Genomic DNA, 3,023 nt, shown 5'->3' with positions numbered 1-3,023 from the left:
GGCCATGCGGTCGCTGTAAGGCGGGCGGCCTTTGTCGGTGTAGACATCATAACTGAACAGCACGTCCTCCGGCGTCACCGGCTGACCGTCCGACCATTTGGCCCTCGGATTGAGATGGAACTCGATGCTCTTGCGCTCCGGATCCATGTCGGCGCTTTCGGCCAACAAACCGTAGAGCGTGAAAGCCTCGTCGGCATTGCGCTGCATCAACGGCTCGAAGACCAGATTGCCGAAGATCGTATCCATCATGCCGCGCGCCGTGGTGCGCAGGCTCTTGAGGATGAAAGGGTTGAGATTGTCGAAGCTGCCGACGACGCAATAGGTGATCGAGCCACCCTTCGGCGCGTCGGGATTGACGTAGTTGAAATGCGTATAGTCGGGCGGCAGCGCCGGCTCGCCCTGCATGGCGATGGCGTGCTTCGGCTCCGATGCGGCCGGCTGATGCGAAAGGGCGAGAAACGATATCGCGGTGATCAGCCAAACAAGAACGCGGCCCATGACCGTCTCCTTACTGGGCGGCTTGATGATTCGGACTGCACCCTAGCATGGCGCCACCGCGCTCCGGCCAGATACATCAGCCCAAATCGCACGGCCCAAATCGCACGGCCAAGAATCGCAGGCGCCGGGCTGGATTCGGCCTCGCTTGCAGTGTAACACGCCCTCCGAAGTCATTCTGTTGCCTCATTTCGGCAACAGGTAGCTGGACCACACGGCACGAAGAAGCCGGTCCCGGGATCATTTGAGAGGAAGTGCACGACATGACGAGCCTGAACAGCAACGCGTACCGCCTGTCGGTCATGGCCGCTGGCGTGGTCGGCTTTCTCGGCGCAGGGCTTCCCGCCGCTTCCGCACAGCAGCAGCAGCAGATTCCGCAAGGCTGGTTCAAGGCCTGCACCAAGCAGGAAGATGTCGACATCTGCAACGTCCAGAACATCACCACTGCCGGCAATGGCCAGCTGGTCACCGGCGTCAGCCTGATCGAGCTCAAGGGCAAGGTGAACCGCAAGGTGTTCCAGGTGACGGTTCCGACCGGCCGTCTGGTGCCTCCCGGCATCGGCCTGCAGATCGACACCGGCAAGGCGCAGAAGCTCGACTATGTGATCTGCTTCCCGGATCGTTGCGTGGCCGAAGTGCCGCTGACCGATCAGCTCGTCGCGGCATTCAAGAAAGGCCAGGCGATCACGCTGACTTCGGTCAATTTCCAGAATCAGCCCAATCCGATCAAGATCGCCCTGCAGGGCTTCAGCGGCGCCTATGACGGCCCGGCGCTGCAGCAGTCGGACATCGAGGACAGGCAGAAGAAGCTTCAGGACTTCGTCGCCAAGAACAACCAGGATTTCGCCAAGAAGCTCAAGGAAGAGCAGGACAAGGCGAAGACCGCCAACTGATCGGCCGATATCGCCGAGCCAACAAAAAAGCGGGGTTCATGCCCCGCTTTTTTGTGACTGTCTTCCAGCAGGCTAATGCCTGGACTGCCGCTTCTGTTGGTAGCCGCCGTCCGGCTTCTTGTCGAACATTTCCTTGATCTGCGGATGCCGGACCGGCTCGCCCGACTGGTCCTCGAGCAGGTTCTGCTCGGAGACGTAGGCGATGTATTCGGTCTCCGAATTCTCGGCGAGCAGATGGTAGAAAGGCTGATCCTTGCGCGGCCGCACGTCGGCGGGGATGGCTTCGTACCATTCGTCGGTGTTGGCGAATTGCGGATCGACATCGAAAATGATGCCCCTGAATGGAAACAGCCGGTGGCGAACCACCTGTCCGATTGCGAATTTGGCTGTTTTCATCGTACTCACCACTGAGTTCCTTGAGCTTATTTGGCGCAGACCGCGCATCAATTCAATCCCGAGGCGCTTGACGCCCTATTAAGCAACGGGTTAGCCCGGCGCCAGGGTTTCGGACCAGCATAAAAATGTCTGACGTCATCGGTCTTGTTCTTCCGTTCTTCGGCTTGATTTTTGTCGGGTTTCTGGTGGCGCGCATCACCAGGCAGCCGCTGGACGCGCTCGGCTGGATGAACACGTTCATCGTCTATGTCGCGCTGCCGGCACTTTTCTTTCAACTGCTTGCCAAGACGCCGTTCGAAGACCTGACGGAATGGCGCTTCATCTTCGGCTCGGTCGTCTCGACCTTCATGATATTTTCCTTGATGTTCATGGGGTCGGTCCTGACCTCGCGCGGCGAGATAGCGCAATCGACCATCAAGGCGCTCGCGGCCGCCTATGGCAATATCGGCTATATGGGGCCGGGGCTGGCGCTGCTGGCCTTCGGCGAGGAGGCGGCTGTGCCGGTCGCCTTGATCTTCTGTTTCGAGAACATCATGCATTTCGCCATCGCGCCCATGATGATGGCGCTGTCTGGCGACGAGAAGACCACTCCTCTCCGGCTTGCCCTGGGCGTCCTGCGCAAGATCGTGCTGCATCCGTTCATCATCGCAACCGCCCTGGGTGTCGGCGCCGCCTATATCGGCTTTCGACCGCCCGTGCCGGTGGAGCGATTTCTAGAATATCTTTCCCGTGCGGCCGCACCTTGCGCGCTGTTTGCCATGGGCGTCACGCTGGCGCTCAGGCCACTCAATCGCGTCCCGCATGAGATGGTTCCGATCGCCGCGCTGAAGCTGATCCTGCACCCGTTGCTCTGTTATGTCGTGCTGAGCTGGATCGGCAATTTCTCTGAGACATGGGTCTTCTCGGCGGTGCTTCTGGCCGCATTGCCGACCGCCACGAACGTCTTCGTCATCGCCCAGCAGTATGGCGTCTGGGTACAGCGAGCGTCGGCCAGTGTGCTGATCACAACCTGCCTGTCGGTCGTGACCGTTACCGGGCTGCTCTACCTGATCCGGCACAATATCCTAGCGCCGGACCTGTTTCCCTAACCCGCCGGCAAGCGCGGCAAAACCGCTGCCGGGACGAAGCCCCTCGCGCATGAAAAAAGCCCGAAGCGGCGCGAAGCCTCCGAGCACGCCGAGCCCGGCAACGCGGGCCATCTGCGCCGGCAGCATGTCGGAAAGCAGCGACATGTTGAGC

At 60.5% G+C, this 3,023-nt stretch carries 4 protein-coding genes and 1 pseudogene; 2 read left to right on the top strand and 3 right to left on the bottom strand.

Features of this window, described 5'->3' with window-relative positions:
* Window positions 1–498 (bottom strand): ABC transporter substrate-binding protein (locus tag EN969_RS24310; RefSeq protein ID WP_245467483.1); only part of this gene is annotated, 498 nt, incomplete at its 3' end.
* Window positions 499–758: 260 nt separating this feature from the next.
* Here EN969_RS24310 and EN969_RS24305 point away from each other — a divergent pair.
* Complete coding sequence (locus EN969_RS24305; RefSeq protein WP_013531658.1) at window positions 759–1,388, top strand: invasion associated locus B family protein; 630 nt, start codon at window positions 759–761, stop codon at window positions 1,386–1,388.
* Between the two features lie 72 nt (window positions 1,389–1,460).
* Here EN969_RS24305 and hspQ read toward each other — a convergent pair whose 3' ends face one another.
* On the bottom strand, window positions 1,461–1,784 hold the full coding sequence (hspQ, locus tag EN969_RS24300) for a heat shock protein HspQ (protein ID WP_024503281.1): 324 nt from the start codon (window positions 1,782–1,784) through the stop codon (window positions 1,461–1,463).
* Window positions 1,785–1,909: 125 nt separating this feature from the next.
* On the opposite strand from hspQ, the gene EN969_RS24295 reads away from it, so the two are divergent.
* A complete protein-coding gene (locus EN969_RS24295; protein WP_063168002.1) occupies window positions 1,910–2,872 on the top strand; it encodes an AEC family transporter in 963 nt (320 codons plus the stop codon).
* On the opposite strand, the pseudogene EN969_RS36220 reads toward EN969_RS24295, so the two are convergent.
* Window positions 2,849–3,023 (bottom strand): annotated as a pseudogene (locus tag EN969_RS36220) (UbiH/UbiF family hydroxylase); the annotation flags it as partial. The gene EN969_RS24295 and the pseudogene EN969_RS36220 sit on opposite strands and share 24 nt — an antisense overlap.

It is taken from the genome of Mesorhizobium sp. M7A.F.Ca.CA.003.01.2.1 (assembly GCF_003998945.1).
Lineage (GTDB): Bacteria > Pseudomonadota > Alphaproteobacteria > Rhizobiales > Rhizobiaceae > Mesorhizobium > Mesorhizobium ciceri.
The sequence above is the reverse complement of the archived record's forward strand: the minus strand, read 5'-3'. Positions and strand labels throughout refer to the sequence as shown.

Excerpts from the sequence above, each read along its gene's own strand:
- EN969_RS24305 (WP_013531658.1), top strand. The coding sequence starts at position 759 with ATGACGAGCCTGAACAGCAACGCGTACCGCCTGTCGGTCATGGCCGCT.
- hspQ (WP_024503281.1), bottom strand. The coding sequence starts at position 1,784 with ATGAAAACAGCCAAATTCGCAATCGGACAGGTGGTTCGCCACCGGCTG.
- EN969_RS24295 (WP_063168002.1), top strand. The coding sequence starts at position 1,910 with ATGTCTGACGTCATCGGTCTTGTTCTTCCGTTCTTCGGCTTGATTTTT.